This is a genomic window from Chryseobacterium sp. Marseille-Q8038 (genome assembly GCF_965111995.1).
Genome location: NZ_CBCOPN010000002.1, coordinates 899,877 through 918,002 on the forward strand (window position 1 = coordinate 899,877; position 18,126 = coordinate 918,002).

Consider the following 18,126-nt stretch of genomic DNA (forward strand, 5'->3'; position numbering starts at 1 on the left):
ATATGAGCCTAAAAACATTAGTCAGCAAAAGTGCACAGTACAACAATTGGGTAGTCAATAAATACATCGACTGGTTATCCACAAAGTCTGATGAACAACTCAACCAGGAAATAATTTCAAGCTTCCCGACTATTTTAAAAACGCTACACCATATCTGGCAAACACAAGAATACTGGTGGAGCCATATTTCTGAAAACAATGATTTTGATTTTACAAAAACAACAGAAACCACCAGCAAAGAAGATGTTTTCAATGCCATAAAAAACAATTCACAAAAGCTGGTAGATTATGTGGAAAGTCTGTCTGAAGAAGATCTTTTAAAAAATGTAAAGATAGAATCCCAATGGTTTCAGTCTGATTTTTCCAAATACGAATATATCCAGCATGCCATTCTCCACGGAACATACCATAGAGGGCAAATTGTAACGATGGGAAGAAATATCGGAATAACAGACGCTCCCATGACCGATTTCAATTTTTGGAATATTTATAAAGATCAGTAATAAAATCAACGGGTTTGTGGATAGTCTGAGGTAAAATATCAGCATCATCACAGAAATACAATTAAACAACTGATTTCAAACAATTTGCATTAAAAACATCCAGTTATCCACATTTTTAAATATTTGTGGATAACTTTACATGTATCTATTTACCCCTGTGGATAAACTATGGATAACTTTTCCCATCATTGAAAAATCGCACCGTAACAAACTGTATTTCTTTACTTTACTATAAATATAAATTTTCGTGAAATTTCCACAATAGAAAATCATGTTGATAAGTTCTGTGGATAACTTACCAACATTTTTTAACAGGGATCTTGATTTATCCACTAATCTCATTCATATAGGATCACTGTGATTTTGTAAATTTGGTTTATAATACACCAATACTTACAATTATATATGGAAAAATTTGCAATATCATCAGACGGTCAGAAAATTCATTATAAAGAATCCGGAAAAGGGAATACAACATTGATCTTCATCCACGGATGGCTGGGCAATACCGAATGGTGGGAAGACCAGCAGAAATATTTCAGCAGCCAGTATCATATTGTACAAATGGATCTTGCAGGACATGGAAAATCTGATTCTTCCAGACAGGAATGGACAATCACAAGATATGCCGATGACATTAAAGCGGTTGCTGATGCTGTTCATTCAAATGAAATTATACTTGTAGGACATTCTATGTCCGGAGCTTATGTGCTTGAGGCTTCATTGAAAATCCCACAGGCGAAAGCGTTAATTCTGATTGATACCCTGAAAAATTTAGATGAATCTTATACGGAAGAACAGACTGAAGATGTTTTATCACAGTACAGAACCGATTTTAAATATACTGTGGAAAACATCCTGCCGCAATATCTGTTTGCCGAACAAACTCCTTCTGACGTAAAGGAAAGACTCCAGCACGAATTTCTTCAGAATGACCCTGAACTGGCAATCAATGTACTCAGACCGCTATACAAAGCTGATACGAATACAATTGCAAAGCAGGTTCAGGTACCAGTGATCGCCATCAATTCGGATGCTTCTCCTACCGATGCGGAAGCCAATCGAAAATATCTGAAAAACTATGACTACGTGACCATTGAAGGAGTTGGACATTATCCTATGTTGGAAAAGCCAACTGAATTCAATACTATTCTTGATAACGTTATCAAAAAACTAATCTAATATTTACCATGCAAAATACCAGAATTTTCGCAACAGCATTCTCCAGCGTTTACCCGCATTATATTCAAAAAGCCGAAAAAAAGGGACGCACCAAAGAAGAGGTACATGAAATCATATTCTGGCTGACGGGATATGACGAAAAAAAACTGCAGGAAATACTGGATCATAAAACTGACTTCAAAACATTTTTTGAACAGGCTCCACAGCTGAATCCCAATGTTTCATTAATTAAAGGAGTCATTTGTGGATATCGTGTGGAAGAAATTGAAGATGAACTGATGAGAAATATCCGGTATCTGGACAAAATGATTGATGAACTGGCGAAAGGAAAGAAGATGGAAAAAATATTAAGAGCTGTTTAAAAATAAATACTCCTTTACAAATTTATAAATCTGAAAAATATCTTCTCCAATTCAAAAAACTTCCCGAAATTAGCGGTCTGTGCGTTAAAACTATTCAATGAAATAAAAATTTAAATTACAACATACAGCAAAACTTAGTATAAGTTTTCTTCGGGGCAGGGTGAAATTCCCTACCGGCGGTTACAGTCCGCGACTCCTTTCTTTTGAAGGGACTGATCTGGTGAAATTCCGGAACCGACAGTTAAAGTCTGGATGGGAGAAGAAAATGAGATGATCAATAAGATTCCTTATGGACTCTTGTTGTGTCGTATTTCATTTCCATGTACCGAAGACTATTTTAACTTTTAAAAGTAAAATAACATGGAAAAATTATTAGAACAATTCGGAGCTACCTCCAGAGAACGTGTAGAAAAAGCACTTCAAACATTACAAAAGGGAAAAGGTATTCTATTAGTAGATGATGAAAACCGCGAAAACGAAGGCGATATCATCTTTCCCGCTTCCACTATTACAGAACAGGATATGGCACTTTTGATCCGCGAATGCAGCGGCATTGTCTGCTTATGTATTTCTGAGGAAAAAAGCCGCCACCTCAACCTTCGTCCAATGGTGGAAAACAACAATTCAAAAAATCAAACGGCATTCACAATTTCCATTGAAGCCAGAGAAGGTGTGGAATCAGGTGTTTCAGCAAGAGACCGTGTAACAACAATCAGAACAGCGGTAGCATCAGATGCAGAAGCAGAGCATATTGCAAGCCCCGGTCATGTTTTCCCCCTGATTGCCAGAGAAGGTGGTGTATTTGAAAGACGCGGGCACACTGAAGGCAGTGTAGACCTTGTAAAAATGGCCAATCTGGGTGATGATGCCGTACTTTGTGAACTGACCAATGAAGACGGTTCTATGGCAAGACTTCCTGAAATTGTGGACTTTGCCATCAAAAAAGGAATGAGCGTGGTGACCATCGAAGATATTTATGCTTACCGTAAAATGGTAATGAGCAACTAAACTTAAAGATTTTTAACGCACAGAGCCGCCTGCTGATATGATCAGCAGGCGTTTTTATTAAAAATTTAACAAAAAACAAATAAAATTAATATTTGAATACTATTTTTTAATTATTTTTAACAAAAAATTCTGACTATGAAAAAATCTTTACTCCTTTTACTAGGAGCGTCTGCCATGATGTCTGCGCAGATCACGCTTACAAAAGCATCCAATGATCCTATTTCCGGAAACGTTATCAATTATAACAATACAGCCGGTACCGTAAACAACTCTGCAACAGGACCAAACGCAACATTTTCAAATGGAGGACTTACGATGGGAGCTGCGTCACAAACAACCTATTCCACTCCTACTTCTACTGAAATAGCAACGTTCCCGGGTTCTACTCTTAAAATGGTAGATGGAGGAACAACCGTTTATTACAAAGCGTCAACTACTAAACTGGAAATTACAGGAATTGTAAACACACAGGCAACTTTAAATTTTAGTGTGGATAATGGTACTCATATTAATTATCCAACAACGTACGGACCAACACAGAACGATACCGCGAAAGGTACTTTTTCCTCATCTTCTGCCAGCGGATTATTCAGTGGTACAATGACTGCTATTTCTGATGCATATGGAACTTTAATTATAGGAAATCAAACATACAATAATGTTCTGAGAGTAAAATTCACACAGAATTTCAATCTCTATTCAGCTCTGGATGTTACTTATTCTAACCCTATCGGAACAATTACCAATATAGCATATTCTTATTACGATGCTTCTCACAGATATGCACTGCTTAATTCTACAAGCGGAAATATCAGCATTCCATTGTTGAGCATCAATCAGAATGTAAAAACTACATTTGCATTAAGTGAAACATTCCTTGCCGTAAACAATGCTGCGAAAAAAGAAAACTTAGTAGTTTATCCAAATCCTGCACAGGACTTTATCGGTTTCAAGGGAAATACAGATAATTACTCTAAAGCTAACATTTACAGTCTGGATGGAAAACTGGTTAAAACTTCAGAGGTAAAATCTGGAAACATACAGATTTCAGACCTTCCGCCAGCATCTTATTTCATTGAGGTCAGTGGAAAAAATGCTGCAGAAACAAAGAATACAAAATTCATCAAGAAATAATAAAACAAAATCCCCGCTCCTACCAATGAGCGGGGATTTCTTATTAACATTCAAACTTGCATTTAAAAGGTTGCAGCAGGAGCAGTTTCATTATTAAGCTTTCGCTGAATCTCTGTTTTTTTCCCTTTAGAGAAATCATAGCTTAATCCTAATACAAACATGGATTTGTTGTTCATAATCTGTGTATGAATTTTATAATCAACCAAACTTTCCGGTAAACTTTTCGTTTTATATTCAGAAGGCATTCCTATCCAGTACATACCTGTGGAAAACGTCCAGTCTTGATGCTTATAGCTTACAAAAACATTATTCTGGTTTTCATTTGTATTCAGGAAAGCTCCATTAAGGCTATATACCGGAATATTGAACTGATACTGCACTGAGAAAGATTTATATTCTGATGAAAGCGAAAAATAGTTTCCTAAATAATCATTTTTTATCAAAGCACCTGTACTTGTCCTTACGGTTTCAGAAGTTGGGGTGATTACAGCTTTTACAACAAATAAGCTGTTCCCAAAGGGTTTATAAGATCCTGTCAGCTGTATTCCGTATCGCTGTCCGTTCTTCCCGTTTTCATAAGTCAGTGCATATCCTCCCAATATATCATCCTGAACATAATACTGGTTAATCACACGGTTGGTATACCTGTAAAACAAACCTGCATTAAAATCAAAATATTTATTATTAAAAGAATAGGTCAGGTTATTAGAAAAAACCTGTTGTGATTCTAAAAAAGGGTTTCCTCTCTGAACAATATTAGGAGCCAGCTGTACCACATTACTACTCAAAGCATTACTCCATGGACTCACTGGATTGTAGCTTGCGGTAAAACGAAGATTCTGATTACCTTTAACCTGATAAGCTAAAATCACCTTCGGAGTAAAAGTCCATTCATCAAAAGTATTCTCTGCACTTTTGTTATGGATATTCGTAAGACCAGCTCCGATGCGGTAACTGAATTGATTCACTTTTCCTGCAAATTCGGTATAAAAATACTGTTCCAGATAATTGACACTGTATTGAGAATATCCGGCAAGGTTATTCAGATCATTGGAAATAGAAGACCTTGAAATACGATATCCGGATGAAAGTTTTCCTGCTTTGAAATCATGTGTATGAGCAAGCTCTCCCACCATACTCGTCTGTTTGGCTTTCAGCATCATATCATTATCATACACAGACAATCCCGAACCTACCACCCATTCTTTGGCTGTTTCTGTAGTATTTGTAGTATAATAAGAACCCACCACATTAATACTCAACTCATCTTTTTCACTAATTTTTTTTGAATAATAAAGATCCAACTTCGGAATTACATAGTCTGAGCCATTATTTTTAAACATACTGTGCTCTTCCCTCAGGTTATCTTCAGTAAAGACACTCTGCCCCACTCCTTTTGAAAACCTGTTGAAAATATCCATATTCAGTTTAGCCTGAAAAGCATAATTATCGGGAACAAGTCTTGTATAACGCAAAGCAATATTCTGGAAAGTATATCCGAAATGATCTGTTCTGTTTTCATCAGAACGGTAATGTTTTCCGTTCAGCTGATAGTCGTAGATACTGTTTACCCTTCTGTCATTATAATCTCTCAGATTCAAAGAATATTCCAGTCCGAAATTATTTTTTCCTTTTGTATAATTCGCGTAGGCCGAGCTATTCACAAACCCGGTATTTAAAGCAGTAGAAATATCAGCTCCGAAAACATATCCTGTTTCTGTAGATTTTGTAAGAATATTAACTACCGTATCTGCTCTCGTTGCCCATCTTGCAGGCGGAATGTCATAATACTCTACCTTTACCACCTCACTGGGTGCAACACTCCGGATCTGCATATCTGTAGCTTCAATACCGTTAATAAGGAACAGTGTAGTTCCTCCTTTCGTACTGGTAATGGTATTTGCTACCGGATCCAGCTGCAATTCCGGAAGTGTACGAAGAAGATCTTTTGCGTATCGGGCTTTTTCCAGAGCTTCTTTGTCAAAAGTATAAACAGCTTTGTCTGCAAACAGCTTTTTACGTTGTGATTTCAAAATAACTTCCTGAATTTCTTTGCTGGCCACAGCATCAGCCGTATCATTTTTCGTCTCTTGTGAAAACATAAAAGTGCCGCAAATAAAAAAGATGGTATATATAGTTTTTTTCATGTCTGAAGATGAATTATACCATTAAAACAATCAATCCCTCATGTTTGTTACATTTATAATGGCAGATCAATTAAAAAGCAATGAATAAGTTTTCTTCAAAATTTTAGTTATTATGTTAAATCCAGCCCGTTTTTTGCTGGTATTTTTTTACATCACAAAATATAGAGTCATGAAAAAAGTATTCATATTAATTCCGTGCTTCCTGTTTTCTGTATTGGGGGCTCAGGAAATTCAGAACAGTTCAGCAGAGAAGATGAATATCATCAAGACCAATGTCACGGCTTATGCATTCCGAAATATCAACCTGTCTTATGAACGGGCAGTCAACCAATGGTTTTCCGTGAATATTGGTTTCGGAACTATGCCGGAAGGGAAAGTGCCTTTTATCAATGCCTTTCTGAAAGATGAAGATGAGAAAAGATTCCAGAATCTTAGGGTAAAAGCGACCAATTTCACTATTGAGCCGAGGTTTTATATCGGAAAAGGCTATGGAAAAGGATTTTATTTTGCTCCCTACTACCGTTATTCAAGTGTAACATCCAATGCTTTTGATTTTTATTATGATTATAACGGTCCGAATGGAGTCACATATCAGGTACCACTTAAAGGACAGGGAGATACGAAAGGGAACAGTGGCGGATTAATGGTCGGCGTACAATTCTTTCTAACCAGAAGCCAGAATCTTGTACTGGATTTTTGGATCGCAGGAGCTCATTATGGAAGCGGAAAGGGAGATTTTACCATGACTTCAGATTATGTACTGACTCCTGATATGCAGGCTCAGCTAAAAAAAGAAATTGAAAATCTGGATATTCCATTTGTAAAATATACGGTAGAAACGAATGCCAATGGCGCCAGAATAAAAGTGGACGGCCCTTGGGCGGGTTTCCGAAGCGGACTTTCCATTGGGTATAGATTTTAAAAAATACAATCCTTTATGTATACCAACCGTTCTTTTCCAGAGCGGTTTATTTTTTTCTGAAATTTGTATCTTGGACGTTATAATTAACAAAACTTTCTGGAAAATATCATGATGAATTCGTCCACTATTACTACCGCTCAAAGAATTAAAGCCATCATAGGCGGATCTATCGGAAACCTTGTGGAATGGTATGACTGGTATGCGTATGCTGCCTTTGCCATTTATTTTTCCCATTCATTTTTCCCGGATTCTGACCTGAATGCCCAACTGATGAATACTGCAGGAATATTTGCTGTAGGCTTTCTTATGCGTCCTATCGGTGGATGGCTGTTCGGTAGCATTGCGGATAAGATCGGAAGAAAAAAAGCGATGACTCTTTCTGTTCTTCTTATGTCTTTTGGGTCTTTACTGATAGCTCTTACGCCCACTTATAAATCTATAGGTATTCTGGCTCCTTTATTACTTTTATTGGCAAGACTACTTCAGGGGTTGAGTGTTGGCGGTGAATACGGAGTCTCTGCAACCTACCTCAGCGAAATGGCAACACAGGACAGAAGAGGATTTTATTCAAGCTTTCAATATGTCACTCTGATTGGCGGACAGCTTATAGCACTGGGAATTCAGCTTATTTTACAAAAATTACTTCTGACTGAAGCTCAGCTTGAAGATTGGGGCTGGAGAATTCCTTTTGTAATTGGGGCTATGCTTTCTATCATTGCATTATACCTAAGAGCCAACCTTCATGAAACGGAAGCTTTTGAAAATAAAAAAGAAATCAGCGAAAAGAAAAAAGGAACTGTAAAAGAGCTTCTGAAACATCCTAGAGCCCTGCTTACCGTTGTAGGCCTTACTTTAGGAGGAACATTGGCATTTTATACCTACACCACCTATATGCAGAAATTCCTGGTGAATACAGTACATCTTACCAAGGAAGAGTCTACACTGGTTTCTTTTATTTCACTATTTATTTTCGCATGCCTTCAGCCTGTATTTGGAGGACTGTCTGACAAGATTGGAAGAAGGCCGCTTCTTTTAGGATTTGGTATTCTGGGAACGCTGTGTACGGTTCCTCTTCTTACAGCATTGAGTACAACTACTTCAATATGGAGTGCATTTTTTCTGATTATGGCAGCATTAATTATTGTAAGTGGATACACCTCCATCAATGCAGTGGTAAAAGCAGAACTTTTTCCTTCCGAAATCAGGGCACTTGGTGTGGGTCTGCCTTATGCGATTACAGTGGCTATATTTGGAGGAACAGCAGAATATATTGCCCTTTGGTTTAAAAAGATTGGTTCAGAAGAATACTTTTACTGGTATATTACCGGATGTATTCTTTTTTCTCTGGTCGTTTATATAGGAATGAAAGATACTAAAAAGAATTCTACACTTGATCAGGATTGATATTCCTGTAATTTATAAAAAACGTTCGCCGCAGAGAATCTGCGGCGAACGTTCTATTTTTTAATGATAAGCCTGTTTAAATTTTTCAATCATACTGTCCAGATTATGGCGCTGGACATAGATGCTCTTTACCTCTTCATACCTCGGCGATTTGTAGAAAACCTCATGGAAATCCATACTCCCGTTTCCTACTTTTACAACTTTCTGTACTTCGATATTCAACTTTCTCAATTCGTCTTTGAAGACTTTAAATTCATCTTGGATACTACTGCTCATTAATATTTTTAGTTTTTTAGTTAAAAATTCCATTTACCCCTTCAAATGTTAGGGGTAACATCTCAAATTCCGAATAAAGTTAGTAAATTTATTAACACAAAGTAACACTTTGATAATATTTTATTATTTTTTTTACAAATAGCCAATCGATATTAACCGATTGATACATATTCCGTATTTTTACGATCATAAAAAAATATAACAACCTTATACAAACTATGAATATTAAAGCATTTTTCTCTTTATTCTTTTTACTACTGCTTAGTTTCCTGCATGGTCAAAAAATGGAATTCAAAGCACCGGATTATGCTGCCATTCAAAAAAATATTGAGGATAAAAATTCAGAGTTCTATTATCCGAAGCTTTTAAAAAGATTAAAACAGAACGATACCCTTCTTACCAGCAATCAATATCGTCATCTTTATTTCGGTTACACGTTTCAAAAAGGGTATGAACCTTATAAAACAGGCAAGAGGGCTGAAGAGGTTGCCAAATATTATCGTGGAGAAGGTATTTCGCAAAAAGATCTTTCTAAAGGAATCCAGCTATTTCTGGATGCTTTGGATGAAAATCCTTTGGATCTGCGCGCTATGAATTATCTTGCTTATCTGTATCATTTGAATAAAGATGATGTCACTGCTGAAAAAATTGCAGGAAATTTCCACGGACTATTAAACGCCATTCTAACTTCCGGTGACGGGCTGAAATGTGAGACAGGCTTTCATGTCATTTCCGTAACAGATGAGTATGTTCTTTTAAACAGATTTCAAATGGAAACAAAATCACAAAGTATAAAAGGGAAATGTGACTATCAGGAGTTTGAAAAAGACAAATATAAAATTCCAGGATTTTATTTTGATATCAGCCGATTCTATGGAAGAATATTGGAGTATTTAATTCCTATATTTTATAATTCAAAAATAGCAGCTATCATTTTTTTTAAATAAATTTCATGTGATTTCCCCCTAATAATAAGGGTTCCGGAGAAGGAGAAATATTTTTCCAAAAAAATAAATAAATTTTGTGTAACATTTTTTGAAGGTTCGTCTCTAAAAGACAAATAAACTTTAAAACTTTAGAAATCATGAAAAAATTTACATTCCTTCTTATCATCATGTTATTTTTTTTAGCGGTATGCAATATATTCGGTCAGGAAACTACCTATCCGTTTGAAGTTAAAAAAACTGGAAAAGGGAATCAGTCATTAATTTTCATTCCGGGATTTGCCTCTTCAGGAGATGTATGGAACGAAACCACTGCAAGATTTGAAAAAAACTTCACCTGTTATACTTTAACAATGTCCGGATTTGCCGGAACTCAACCACAGGCAGACGCCAGCTTTAAAGATTGGGAAAAAGGAATTGCTGCTTATATCAGGGATAATAAAATTGACCAACCCATCATTATTGGGCATAGTATGGGAGGCGGCCTGGCTTTGGCTATTGCAGCTGATTATCCTGAGCTTGTAGGTAAAATTGTAATCGTAGACACTCTTCCCTGCCTGGCAGCAATGGCTGATCCTAATTTTACCTCAAAAGAAAACAACGACTGTACTCCTGTCATTACTCAGTTAACCGCTATGAATGATGAACAGTTCCGTAAAATGCAGACTCAGGCTATGCCACGTCTTCTGGCAGATAGTTCTATGCAGGAAACTGTAATCAGCTGGAGTATGAAATCTGACCGAAAAACTTTTGCTAAAATGTATTGTGATTTTTCCAATACCGACCTCAGAGACAAAATAAAAAATATACAATGTCCTTCTCTTATTCTTTTGGAGTCTTTTTTTGTCAATCTTAAGCCAACCATTGAAGGACAATACAAAAATTTAAAAAATGCCAATATGCAGTACGCTTCAAAAGGATTGCATTTCATTATGTATGATGATAAGGATTGGTATTTTAATCAGCTTACTCACTTTTTATCTGCGAAATAATGGTTTTTGAAGAGATATACGAACTCTACTGGCAAAGGATATTCCGTTTATGCATGGGATATGTGAACGACACCAACATTGCTCAGGATCTTGCTCAGGAAACATTTATCATTGTATGGCAGCAGCTCCCGAAATTCAGGAATGAATCCAGCATAGGAACATGGATCTTCAGAATTGCCTCTAATAACTGCCTCAGACAGATTGAAAAGGAAAAGAAGTTTACCAAAACTGATCTGCCCATTAATTTGGAAGAGAAAAAGCAGGAATCTATGGAACCTCAGATACAAATGCTGTATCAGTTTATTTCGGAGCTGCCTGAAACAGACAGAATTATTATTTCATTGGAACTGGAAGAGATAAAACAGACTGAAATAGCTCATATCGTAGGACTTTCAGAATCCAACATCAGGGTAAAGATTCACAGGATAAAAGAAAAATTAACGCAAAAGTTTAAAGAAAATGGCTACTAATATTGATTTCAAAAATATATGGAAGCAGCAGACTTCCAACAAACCTAATCTGGAGGAGCTTCTTGGAAAGCTAAAAAAATTCAGAAACCAGAATCTGCGCCGGCTCATCTTTGCTAATATTGGATTAATCGCTACTTCATTAGTAATTCTTTTCATCTGGTATCGTTATCAGCCGGAAATGATCACAACAAAAATCGGAATCGTGCTTGTAGTTCTGGGTATGGCTATCTTTCTATTGGCCTATAACAAAATGTTTATGATATTTTACAAAATTGATCAGACTCAATCTAACCATGAATATCTACAAAGTTTATATCAGGTAAAAAGCAAGCAAAAATTCATGCAGACCACCATACTTAACTTGTATTTTATCATGCTGTTTCTGGGAATATGCTTTTATATGTATGAATATACTTCAAAAATGACTCTTGGTTCTGCTGTTTTGACTTATTCAGTAACCTCTTTATGGGTAGCCTTTAACTGGTTTTATTTAAGACCCAGAACCATAAAGAAACAACAAGGGAAACTTGACGAATTAATTAATAAATTTGAAGAGATCAATAATCAATTAAAAGAATCATGATTTCTTCTGACAACAAAAACCACTGGGAAAATGTATATGAGACCAAAAATCCTGATCAGGTAAGCTGGACTCAGAAAAAACCTCAAACCTCTCTTGATTTTATAAAATCTTCCGGATTGGGAAAAGATGCCCGCATCATTGATATCGGCGGCGGAGACAGCAACCTTGTTGATTTTCTTCTTGAGGAAGGCTATGAAAATATTACCGTGCTGGATATTTCCGCCAAAGCTCTGGAAAAAGCACAGGAAAGACTGGGAAATGCTGCCGGTAAAGTAAAATGGATTGCTACAGACATTACCGATTTTGAACCTACTGAAGTTTATGATATCTGGCATGACAGGGCTGCTTTTCATTTCCTGACAACACCGGAAAATGTTTCAAAATATGTAGATATTGCAGAAAAAAATGTGGATAACTTTATGATCATTGGAACTTTTTCTAAAAATGGTCCCACCAAATGCAGCGGATTGGATATTCAGCAGTATGATGAGGAATCATTAACAGAAAAATTTGAAAAAAGTTTTAAAAAGTTACAATGTATTACCGAAGATCACACAACCCCTTTTGAGACCGTTCAGAATTTTGTGTTCTGCTGTTTTAAAAAGCATTAATGAATTGTATATATTTTTATTTAAATATAAAAAAGAGAGTCGGTAATGACTCTCTTTTTTGTTTATCTAAACTTTGAAACAGTTCTTCAAATTATGATTCTTTTTCTTCTTCCACTTCCACTTCATGACGAAGCTGAGCTTTGTAAAGAGTGGCGTAATATCCGTTTCTATCCAGAAGCTCAAGGTGCTTTCCTTCTTCTACAATTTTACCGTGTTCCATTACAATGATCTTATCCGCTTTTTCAATGGTGGAAAGTCTGTGGGCAATAATAATGGATGTTCTGTTTTTAGTAATTTTTTCTGTAGCTCTCTGAATCAGCTTTTCACTTTCGTGATCAATGGAAGATGTTGCTTCATCCAGAATTAAAATTTTCGGATCTGACAAATAAGCTCTCAGGAAAGACAACAGCTGTCTCTGCCCTAAAGAAATGGATGAACCTCTTTCACTCACTACATAATCATATCCGCCAGGAAGCTGCTGAATAAACTGATCCACCTCAATCTCTCTGGCACCAGCTTTTATTTTTTCAAGCGTGATACTGTCATCTCCAAAAGCAAGGTTTTCAAAAATACTTCCGTGGAAAAGGAAAACATCCTGCAATACCACTCCGATATGGCTTCTCAGGTTATAAAGCTCATAATCTTTTAAATCCACATCATCAATCAGAATATTCCCGGAATTGATATCATACAATCTTGTGATCAAGCTGATGATGGTAGATTTCCCGGCACCCGTTGCCCCAACGATAGCTACCGTTTCTCCCGGATTCACCTTAAAATCTATCCCTTTCAGTACTTCCTGTTTTTCATCATAGGCAAAATGTACTTTCTGGAATTCAATTTTTCCGGCAAAGTGGTCTTTCTTCACTGTTCCGTTATTCGGCATTGAGTTTTCTTCATCCATCAATCCCAATACTCTTTCCGCTCCTACAATTCCTCGCTGGATATTATTAAAGCGGTCTGCAATCTGTCTCAAAGGGCGGATCAGCATTGAAATATACTGGATAAATGCAATCACTACTCCGGCACTGATGGTAATATAACCTCCATAAAAAAGGATAAATCCTATAAACAATGACGAAATAAGTTCTACTACCGGAAAGAACAATGAGAATATAAATACAGTTCTCAGTAATGCTCCTTTCAGTGTAATATTGATATCATCAAATTTCTTAAACTCAGATTCCTGTCTGTTGAATACCTGAATAATCGGCATTCCGGCAAGCCTTTCCTGAACAAAAGAGTTCTGATTGGATGTCCAGTTTCTTTCATCCCCAAATGCTTTCTTAAGTCTTTTCTGAAAGAATCTTGTAATCATTACCATCAAAGGTAAAATAGCCAGTGTAATATAACTCAGATGAACATTGGTACTGAACATCATGACTAATACAAACAGAATTCTCAGAATATCCCCGAATACCATCAGGAAACCATCGGTATAGACAGTCGCAATAGTTTCCACATCTCCTACGGCACGCGTTACCAGCTGTCCGATAGGAGTTTTATCAAAAAATGAAGTCTTGAAATAAATCAGTTTGGCATAGAGCCGCTCTCTGATATCTCTGATTACATTCTGCGAGATAAAATTTGAAAAATAAACCAGGAAAAAGTTTAAAATAGTTTCTGCAAATACCAATCCTACAAGGATATAGATATGCTTCATCATCAAAGCTTTATCATGGAGCTTTGTAATGTCATTATCCACCACCTGCATTGTAAGATAAGGCCTGTAAGTAGAAACGATAGAAAGGAATATAGAAATTATAAGGGTAAGGATGAACCATGAACGAAATTTCATTCCGATAAAGAACAGCCTTTTTATAATTCCCCAGGTATCTTGTTTTTTCATTGTACGAATCGAAAGAAAGAATTAAAATAAAATTCTATGCAAAAATAAGACTTTATAACCGGACTGCCTTTACAACTTTTGCAAATCGTCATAGAAAATTTCAGATACCTACCATTTACAATATGAATATATTAAGCGTTCTTTTGTATCCAGCCCAGAACATATTCTGCTGCTGCTTCCCAATTTTTTTCTCCACAGATAAAGTGACTTCTGCCTGCAAATTCTTTAAAATCTACAATACTGTCGGAATCTTTATAAGTTCCCGCAATTTTTTTTGAAAATTCAGCAGGAAAAATTTTATTATTAGAGCCTGCAATGAACAATAATGGCTGATGAGGTTTCTTTAGATCTGATTTAGCAGAAGCTTTGAGTAAAGGATCTCTTGCCAGTTTTCTACTTTCGGGAGCGGCAACCTTTTCATACAATGTATCACTTTCTTCTTTAGAATAATTATTAAAAAAAGCTTTGTGACACCAATCTTTCGATCCTAAAAACGGACTGTTTCCTTTGAAAAAGTTAACCACAGGCCAAACAATTTTTACTGATCAATCGTCTTTCCTATTTCTTCAATTTCAATGACTGATTTTGCTGGTTTTTCTTTTAGAAATTTATTTTCAAGAAATTTATAAACTCCCCAAACAGCAAGAATAGAGATTAACCAGCCGACCATATTCACTCCCGAAAATCCTGTATAATTTACATTATCTACGGATTCAGGATCTGTTATTCCCAAATACACACCGTAACTCATCCCTAACACAATCTGGGTTCCCAGATAAATTCCAATAGCCAAAACACCGTATTGCCATTTTGTTTTTCCAAATCTTTCGGCTAATTGTGCATAATATCGGTAGGCACCAATAAGAATAAAAATTGATAACATGATGAGTATTTTGTTTTTAGTTTTTATTTAAAATCGTATCCCACATCCACCAGATACAGCCCGTGTCCCGGAGCTGAAGTACCTGCTGCATTGCGGTTTTTATCTTCAATTACTTTACGGAGATCTTCCGGTTTCAGCTTTCCTGTACCAATTTCCACCATCGTTCCGACAATAGCACGAACCATATTTCTAAGAAAACGGTTGGCAGAAACTGTGAATTTCAGCTCTGTTCCGTTTTGCTCCCATTCTGCTTTGTACATTTTACAGATATTAGTTTTGTTGTCGGTTTTTAATTTGGCAAAACTGGTAAAATCTTCATATTCAAAAAGAATCTTACAGGCTTCGTTCATTGCGACAATATCCAGAGATCTTTTCCAGTGCTGCCATGCAGATTCCTGGGTAAACGGATTTTTTTCCAGTGAGATATAATATTCGTAGGTTCTGTAAGTCGCATCAAAACGGGCATGAAAATCATCTTTTACCGGAAAAATCCTTTTAATGGAAATATCAGGCGGAAGAAAACTGTTCAGCCTGCGTGTAAGCTGATCATCCAGTTCTTTTTCCGTATCAAAATGGGCAAATATCTTTTTGGCATGAACCCCGGTATCAGTTCTTCCCGCTCCTGTAGTTTTAATCTCTTCGCGCAAAACTGTAGACAGCGCTTTTTCCAGTTCTTCCTGCACAGAAATGGCATCCGGCTGTATCTGATAGCCGAAATAATTCTTCCCGTTGTAAGAAAATTCAATAAAGTATCTCAATGTATTGTAATAACTCCACAAAAATACTTTAATTTAACGAAATATTTGTTGAAAAGTCTTTGAGAATGTTGCACCAAATGCTTACGAAAATTCCTATTTTTGCAATCGTATGAAAAGATGGTACCTTTATCCTTTTTCCCTTGGTTATCATTTGGTAACGGGTATCCGGAACACAATGTATGATCTGGGAGTTTTTAAGTCGACAAAATTCAAAACACCGATAATCAATGTCGGAAACCTTTCTGTGGGCGGAAGCGGGAAGTCACCTATGGTGATGTATCTTGCCCAGTTCTTATCCAAACATTACAGAACCGGTGTGCTTTCACGAGGCTATGGAAGGCTGACCAAAGGTTATGAAGTAACCAATTACGAAAGCAACTACAAAATGGTGGGTGATGAAGCCATGCAGCTTTTTGAGCGTTTTAAAAACCGTTTTGTTATTGCCGTTTCGGAAGAACGTGTTCCCGGAGCTAAAAAAGTAATTGATGATATGGATCTTCAGGTTCTTGTATTGGATGATGCCATGCAGCACAGAGCTATTAAGGCTGGATTCAATATTCTGATGACTGATTTTAACGATCCTTTTTTTAAAGATTATGTGCTTCCTGCCGGAGACCTCAGAGAATCGAGAGCTGGATATAAAAGAGCCAATATCATCATGGTCAGTAAATGTCCTGATGAACTGACAGAGGAAACAAAAAGGTATTATATTTCAAGAATAAGACCTTCCTATGGGCAGAAAGTCTTCTTTTCATCCATTGGTTATGACGAAAATGTATACGGAAAAGATAAAATGCTTCCGGATAACAACCTGAATTATTATGATATTTTACTGATTACCGGAATTGCTAATCCAAAACCACTTCTGGAACATCTGGCAAAATTCTCAAAAAGGGTGAAGCATTTAAAATTCAGGGATCATCATAATTTCACCGATGATGACATTAAAAAAATCCTTGCCGAATACAAAAAACTAGGAGAATATAAACTGATATTAACCACAGAGAAAGATTACGTACGTCTGAAAACTTTTGACTATCTTAGAGAAATTGTTTACTACTGGCCTATCAATGTACTTATTGATAAGAAAGAAGAATTCAATCAAATCATCTTGGATTATGTTAGAAAAAATTAAAGAGACCGCGGATTTTATTAAAAATATTATTCAGGAAACTCCTGATTTTGCGGTTGTTTTAGGATCCGGACTGGGAAAATTACAAAATGAAGTAGAACCAATCCATATTTTAGAGTACAAAGACATTCCTCATTTTCCACAAACTACAGTGGCTGGACACACCGGAAAACTGATTTATGGAATATTGGAAGGGAAAAAAGTACTGATGATGAGCGGCCGTTTCCATTATTATGAAGGACATTCAATGGAAACCGTTACTTTCCCGATAAGAGTTTTTCATCTGCTGGGAATTCAAAATCTTATTCTTTCCAATGCCTGTGGAGGAGTAAATCCTGCTTACAGCGTTGCAGATATTGTCATTCTGAAAGATCACATCAATATGATGCCTGAGCATCCTCTTCGCGGAAAAAATATAGATGAACTTGGACCACGTTTTGTGGACATGAGTGAGCCTTACAACAAAAAAATGATTGCTGTGGCTGAACAGGCAGCAGCAGAACATGACATTAAAATTCATCAGGGAGTTTACGTTGCCCTGCAAGGACCTACTTTTGAAACTCCGGCTGAATACGGAATGATTAAAGCTATTGGTGGGGATATGGTAGGAATGAGCACGGTACCAGAAGTCATCGTTGCCAGACATATGGAAATGGATGTTTTCTGTATTTCCGTAATTACAGATCTTGGCGGTCCCGATGTAGCGTTTGCCGTTTCTCACGAAGAAGTTTTGAATGCCGCCAACAAAGCAATGCCGAATGTAATTTCCGTTGTCAAAGGACTGATTAAAAACTACCAGTAAATAGCACAGCTCAATATTACAACTGAAGACGCAATATTCCCTTTCTGTGGAGGGGTGGTAAAAATTTAAATAATTTTTGACGGGGTGGTTTATCCTATAGAAGCCATCAATATTATAAATTTTTCCTAATTCCCCAGAAATCAATCTCAGATTGCAATTCATTG

The 18,126-nt window shown here is 36.5% G+C and carries 20 protein-coding genes and 1 riboswitch; of the genes, 14 read left to right on the forward strand and 6 right to left on the reverse strand.

All coding sequences use genetic code 11. The features are described 5' to 3' along the window. The first annotated feature begins 2 nt into the window (after positions 1-2). The 5 genes from ACWPWS_RS18025 to ACWPWS_RS18045 all read left to right on the forward strand — a co-directional run bounded on the left by ACWPWS_RS18025 (position 3) and on the right by ACWPWS_RS18045 (position 4,189). A complete protein-coding gene (locus ACWPWS_RS18025; RefSeq protein ID WP_454047457.1) occupies positions 3-503 on the forward strand; it encodes a DinB family protein in 501 nt (166 codons plus the stop codon). Between the two features lie 405 nt (positions 504-908). Beyond that, the gene (locus ACWPWS_RS18030; protein ID WP_454047458.1) at positions 909-1,685 is read left to right on the forward strand and encodes an alpha/beta fold hydrolase; all 777 of its coding nucleotides are present in this window, start codon (positions 909-911) and stop codon (positions 1,683-1,685) included. Between the two features lie 8 nt (positions 1,686-1,693). Beyond that, on the forward strand, positions 1,694-2,047 hold the full coding sequence (locus ACWPWS_RS18035) for a DUF2200 domain-containing protein (RefSeq protein WP_454047459.1): 354 nt from the start codon (positions 1,694-1,696) through the stop codon (positions 2,045-2,047). Positions 2,048-2,189: 142 nt separating this feature from the next. After that, positions 2,190-2,315: riboswitch (FMN riboswitch) on the forward strand. Positions 2,316-2,407: 92 nt separating this feature from the next. Next, positions 2,408-3,055: a 3,4-dihydroxy-2-butanone-4-phosphate synthase gene (ribB, locus tag ACWPWS_RS18040; protein ID WP_105681570.1), complete on the forward strand. Its 648-nt coding sequence runs from the start codon at positions 2,408-2,410 to the stop codon at positions 3,053-3,055. A 135-nt stretch (positions 3,056-3,190) separates the two neighbouring features. Continuing rightward, positions 3,191-4,189: a T9SS type A sorting domain-containing protein gene (locus ACWPWS_RS18045; protein WP_454047460.1), complete on the forward strand. Its 999-nt coding sequence runs from the start codon at positions 3,191-3,193 to the stop codon at positions 4,187-4,189. 62 nt (positions 4,190-4,251) lie between these two features. Here ACWPWS_RS18045 and ACWPWS_RS18050 read toward each other — a convergent pair whose 3' ends face one another. Beyond that, positions 4,252-6,336: a TonB-dependent receptor domain-containing protein gene (locus tag ACWPWS_RS18050; RefSeq protein ID WP_454047461.1), complete on the reverse strand. Its 2,085-nt coding sequence runs from the start codon at positions 6,334-6,336 to the stop codon at positions 4,252-4,254. A 169-nt stretch (positions 6,337-6,505) separates the two neighbouring features. On the opposite strand from ACWPWS_RS18050, the gene ACWPWS_RS18055 reads away from it, so the two are divergent. Both ACWPWS_RS18055 and ACWPWS_RS18060 read left to right on the forward strand, forming a co-directional pair. After that, on the forward strand, positions 6,506-7,258 hold the full coding sequence (locus tag ACWPWS_RS18055; RefSeq protein WP_454047462.1) for a DUF3575 domain-containing protein: 753 nt from the start codon (positions 6,506-6,508) through the stop codon (positions 7,256-7,258). Positions 7,259-7,366: 108 nt separating this feature from the next. After that, positions 7,367-8,662 carry an MFS transporter gene (locus tag ACWPWS_RS18060; protein WP_454047463.1) on the forward strand — a complete coding sequence of 432 codons (1,296 nt, stop codon included), beginning with the start codon at positions 7,367-7,369 and terminating at the stop codon, positions 8,660-8,662. A 60-nt stretch (positions 8,663-8,722) separates the two neighbouring features. On the opposite strand, the gene ACWPWS_RS18065 is transcribed toward ACWPWS_RS18060, so the two are convergent. Then, positions 8,723-8,938, reverse strand: coding sequence for a hypothetical protein (locus tag ACWPWS_RS18065; RefSeq protein ID WP_034696179.1), 216 nt, complete (start codon positions 8,936-8,938; stop codon positions 8,723-8,725). Between the two features lie 284 nt (positions 8,939-9,222). Here ACWPWS_RS18065 and ACWPWS_RS18070 point away from each other — a divergent pair, with 284 nt between their 5' ends. The 5 genes from ACWPWS_RS18070 (at position 9,223) to ACWPWS_RS18090 (ending at position 12,538) form a co-directional block, all read left to right on the forward strand. After that, complete coding sequence (locus ACWPWS_RS18070; protein ID WP_454047464.1) at positions 9,223-9,885, forward strand: DUF4919 domain-containing protein; 663 nt, start codon at positions 9,223-9,225, stop codon at positions 9,883-9,885. A 137-nt stretch (positions 9,886-10,022) separates the two neighbouring features. Beyond that, positions 10,023-10,874, forward strand: coding sequence for an alpha/beta fold hydrolase (locus ACWPWS_RS18075; RefSeq protein WP_454047465.1), 852 nt, complete (start codon positions 10,023-10,025; stop codon positions 10,872-10,874). After that, entirely contained in the window at positions 10,874-11,344 is a 471-nt protein-coding gene (locus ACWPWS_RS18080; protein ID WP_454047466.1) for an RNA polymerase sigma factor, read from the forward strand. The genes ACWPWS_RS18075 and ACWPWS_RS18080 overlap by 1 nt, the downstream gene beginning before the upstream one ends. Beyond that, positions 11,334-11,927 carry a hypothetical protein gene (locus ACWPWS_RS18085; RefSeq protein ID WP_454047467.1) on the forward strand — a complete coding sequence of 198 codons (594 nt, stop codon included), beginning with the start codon at positions 11,334-11,336 and terminating at the stop codon, positions 11,925-11,927. Before ACWPWS_RS18080 ends, ACWPWS_RS18085 begins: the two co-directional genes overlap by 11 nt. Beyond that, on the forward strand, positions 11,924-12,538 hold the full coding sequence (locus ACWPWS_RS18090) for a class I SAM-dependent methyltransferase (protein WP_454047468.1): 615 nt from the start codon (positions 11,924-11,926) through the stop codon (positions 12,536-12,538). Before ACWPWS_RS18085 ends, ACWPWS_RS18090 begins: the two co-directional genes overlap by 4 nt. A gap of 91 nt (positions 12,539-12,629) precedes the next feature. Here ACWPWS_RS18090 and ACWPWS_RS18095 read toward each other — a convergent pair whose 3' ends face one another. From ACWPWS_RS18095 to truA, 4 genes are all read right to left on the reverse strand, one after another. Then, the gene (locus ACWPWS_RS18095) at positions 12,630-14,387 is read right to left on the reverse strand and encodes an ABC transporter ATP-binding protein (protein WP_454047469.1); all 1,758 of its coding nucleotides are present in this window, start codon (positions 14,385-14,387) and stop codon (positions 12,630-12,632) included. A gap of 131 nt (positions 14,388-14,518) precedes the next feature. Continuing rightward, entirely contained in the window at positions 14,519-14,911 is a 393-nt protein-coding gene (locus ACWPWS_RS18100; RefSeq protein ID WP_454047470.1) for a hypothetical protein, read from the reverse strand. Positions 14,912-14,925: 14 nt separating this feature from the next. Then, on the reverse strand, positions 14,926-15,270 hold the full coding sequence (locus ACWPWS_RS18105; protein ID WP_454047471.1) for a hypothetical protein: 345 nt from the start codon (positions 15,268-15,270) through the stop codon (positions 14,926-14,928). A gap of 23 nt (positions 15,271-15,293) precedes the next feature. Next, on the reverse strand, positions 15,294-16,049 hold the full coding sequence (gene truA / locus ACWPWS_RS18110) for a tRNA pseudouridine(38-40) synthase TruA (RefSeq protein WP_454047472.1): 756 nt from the start codon (positions 16,047-16,049) through the stop codon (positions 15,294-15,296). 88 nt (positions 16,050-16,137) lie between these two features. Here truA and lpxK point away from each other — a divergent pair, with 88 nt between their 5' ends. Together lpxK and ACWPWS_RS18120 are read left to right on the forward strand one after the other, a co-directional pair. Continuing rightward, positions 16,138-17,163, forward strand: a complete 1,026-nt coding sequence (gene lpxK / locus ACWPWS_RS18115) for a tetraacyldisaccharide 4'-kinase (protein ID WP_454047473.1) — start codon at positions 16,138-16,140, stop codon at positions 17,161-17,163. Continuing rightward, a complete protein-coding gene (locus tag ACWPWS_RS18120; RefSeq protein ID WP_309512897.1) occupies positions 17,147-17,962 on the forward strand; it encodes a purine-nucleoside phosphorylase in 816 nt (271 codons plus the stop codon). The genes lpxK and ACWPWS_RS18120 overlap by 17 nt, the downstream gene beginning before the upstream one ends. The last annotated feature ends 164 nt before the right edge of the window (positions 17,963-18,126 follow it).